Genomic DNA, 3,423 nt, shown 5'->3' on the forward strand with positions numbered 1-3,423 from the left:
GGCTACACACGTGCTACAATGGTCGGTACAGAGGGTTGCCAAGCCGCGAGGTGGAGCTAATCCCAGAAAACCGATCGTAGTCCGGATCGCAGTCTGCAACTCGACTGCGTGAAGTCGGAATCGCTAGTAATCGCGAATCAGAATGTCGCGGTGAATACGTTCCCGGGCCTTGTACACACCGCCCGTCACACCATGGGAGTGGGTTGCACCAGAAGTAGCTAGTCTAACCTTCGGGAGGACGGTTACCACGGTGTGATTCATGACTGGGGTGAAGTCGTAACAAGGTAGCCGTAGGGGAACCTGCGGCTGGATCACCTCCTTAATCGACGACATCAGCTGCTCCATAAGTTCCCACACGAATTGCTTGATTCATTGAAGAAGACGATAAAGAAGCAGCCCGAAATTGGGTCTGTAGCTCAGTTGGTTAGAGCGCACCCCTGATAAGGGTGAGGTCGGCAGTTCGAATCTGCCCAGACCCACCAATTTTGTGTGGGAAACGCCTGTAGAAATACGGGGCCATAGCTCAGCTGGGAGAGCGCCTGCCTTGCACGCAGGAGGTCAACGGTTCGATCCCGTTTGGCTCCACCATTTACTGCTTCTGTATTGTAAAGCTTAGAAATGAGCATTCCATCGAATGATGGTGAATGTTGATTTCTGATCTTTTTGATTAGATCGTTCTTTAAAAATTTGGGTATGTGATAGAAAGATAGACTGGACAACACTTTCACTGGTGTTGTTACAGGCTAAGGTAAAATTTGTGAGTTGCTCTTTATGAGCAAGAATCGAATTTTCGGCGAATGTCGTCTTCACAGTATAACCAGATTGCTTGGGGTTATATGGTCAAGTGAAGAAGCGCATACGGTGGATGCCTTGGCAGTCAGAGGCGATGAAAGACGTGGTAGCCTGCGAAAAGCTTCGGGGAGTCGGCAAACAGACTTTGATCCGGAGATGTCTGAATGGGGGAACCCACCTAACATAAGTTAGGTATCTTACGCTGAATACATAGGCGTAAGAAGCGAACCAGGGGAACTGAAACATCTAAGTACCCTGAGGAAAAGAAATCAACCGAGATTCCCTTAGTAGTGGCGAGCGAACGGGGACTAGCCCTTAAGTGGCTTTGAGATTAGCGGAACGCTCTGGAAAGTGCGGCCATAGTGGGTGATAGCCCTGTACGCGAAAATCTCTTAGTCATGAAATCGAGTAGGACGGGGCACGAGAAACCTTGTCTGAATATGGGGGGACCATCCTCCAAGGCTAAATACTACTGACTGACCGATAGTGAACTAGTACCGTGAGGGAAAGGCGAAAAGAACCCCGGAGAGGGGAGTGAAATAGATCCTGAAACCGTATGCGTACAAGCAGTGGGAGCCCACTTTGTTGGGTGACTGCGTACCTTTTGTATAATGGGTCAGCGACTTATTTTCAGTGGCGAGCTTAACCGAATAGGGGAGGCGTAGCGAAAGCGAGTCTTAATAGGGCGTCTAGTCGCTGGGAATAGACCCGAAACCGGGCGATCTATCCATGGGCAGGTTGAAGGTTGGGTAACACTAACTGGAGGACCGAACCGACTACCGTTGAAAAGTTAGCGGATGACCTGTGGATCGGAGTGAAAGGCTAATCAAGCTCGGAGATAGCTGGTTCTCCTCGAAAGCTATTTAGGTAGCGCCTCATGTATCACTGTAGGGGGTAGAGCACTGTTTCGGCTAGGGGGTCATCCCGACTTACCAAACCGATGCAAACTCCGAATACCTACAAGTGCCGAGCATGGGAGACACACGGCGGGTGCTAACGTCCGTCGTGAAAAGGGAAACAACCCAGACCGTCAGCTAAGGTCCCAAAGTTATGGTTAAGTGGGAAACGATGTGGGAAGGCTTAGACAGCTAGGAGGTTGGCTTAGAAGCAGCCACCCTTTAAAGAAAGCGTAATAGCTCACTAGTCGAGTCGGCCTGCGCGGAAGATTTAACGGGGCTCAAACCATACACCGAAGCTACGGGTATCACTTAGGTGATGCGGTAGAGGAGCGTTCTGTAAGCCTGTGAAGGTGAGTTGAGAAGCTTGCTGGAGGTATCAGAAGTGCGAATGCTGACATGAGTAACGATAATGGGTGTGAAAAACACCCACGCCGAAAGACCAAGGTTTCCTGCGCAACGTTAATCGACGCAGGGTTAGTCGGTCCCTAAGGCGAGGCTGAAAAGCGTAGTCGATGGAAAACAGGTTAATATTCCTGTACTTCTGGTTATTGCGATGGAGGGACGGAGAAGGCTAGGCCAGCTTGGCGTTGGTTGTCCAAGTTTAAGGTGGTAGGCTGAGATCTTAGGTAAATCCGGGATCTTAAGGCCGAGAGCTGATGACGAGTGTTCTTTTAGAACACGAAGTGGTTGATGCCATGCTTCCAAGAAAAGCTTCTAAGCTTCAGGTAACCAGGAACCGTACCCCAAACCGACACAGGTGGTTGGGTAGAGAATACCAAGGCGCTTGAGAGAACTCGGGTGAAGGAACTAGGCAAAATGGCACCGTAACTTCGGGAGAAGGTGCGCCGGTGAGGGTGAAGCATTTACTGCGTAAGCCCATGCCGGTCGAAGATACCAGGCCGCTGCGACTGTTTATTAAAAACACAGCACTCTGCAAACACGAAAGTGGACGTATAGGGTGTGACGCCTGCCCGGTGCCGGAAGGTTAATTGATGGGGTTAGCTAACGCGAAGCTCTTGATCGAAGCCCCGGTAAACGGCGGCCGTAACTATAACGGTCCTAAGGTAGCGAAATTCCTTGTCGGGTAAGTTCCGACCTGCACGAATGGCGTAACGATGGCGGCGCTGTCTCCACCCGAGACTCAGTGAAATTGAAATCGCTGTGAAGATGCAGTGTATCCGCGGCTAGACGGAAAGACCCCGTGAACCTTTACTATAGCTTTGCACTGGACTTTGAATTTGCTTGTGTAGGATAGGTGGGAGGCTTTGAAGCGTGGACGCCAGTTCGCGTGGAGCCAACCTTGAAATACCACCCTGGCAACTTTGAGGTTCTAACTCAGGTCCGTTATCCGGATCGAGGACAGTGTATGGTGGGTAGTTTGACTGGGGCGGTCTCCTCCTAAAGAGTAACGGAGGAGTACGAAGGTGCGCTCAGACCGGTCGGAAATCGGTCGTAGAGTATAAAGGCAAAAGCGCGCTTGACTGCGAGACAGACACGTCGAGCAGGTACGAAAGTAGGTCTTAGTGATCCGGTGGTTCTGTATGGAAGGGCCATCGCTCAACGGATAAAAGGTACTCCGGGGATAACAGGCTGATACCGCCCAAGAGTTCATATCGACGGCGGTGTTTGGCACCTCGATGTCGGCTCATCACATCCTGGGGCTGAAGCCGGTCCCAAGGGTATGGCTGTTCGCCATTTAAAGTGGTACGCGAGCTGGGTTTAGAACGTCGTG

Annotated in this window: 2 tRNA genes and 2 rRNA genes; all 4 read left to right on the forward strand. The window is 51.1% G+C overall.

The annotated features are described in order from the left end of the window. A 16S ribosomal RNA gene (locus F8N85_RS33435) occupies positions 1–322 on the forward strand; the annotation flags it as partial. A gap of 83 nt (positions 323–405) precedes the next feature. Continuing rightward, positions 406–482, forward strand: a tRNA-Ile gene (locus tag F8N85_RS33440). Positions 483–512: 30 nt separating this feature from the next. Beyond that, positions 513–588, forward strand: a tRNA-Ala gene (locus F8N85_RS33445). A 250-nt stretch (positions 589–838) separates the two neighbouring features. Next, positions 839–3,423 (forward strand): 23S ribosomal RNA (locus tag F8N85_RS33450); the annotation flags it as partial.

Source organism: Pseudomonas fluorescens (assembly GCF_902497875.1).
Classification (GTDB): Bacteria; Pseudomonadota; Gammaproteobacteria; order Pseudomonadales; family Pseudomonadaceae; genus Aquipseudomonas; species Aquipseudomonas fluorescens_BR.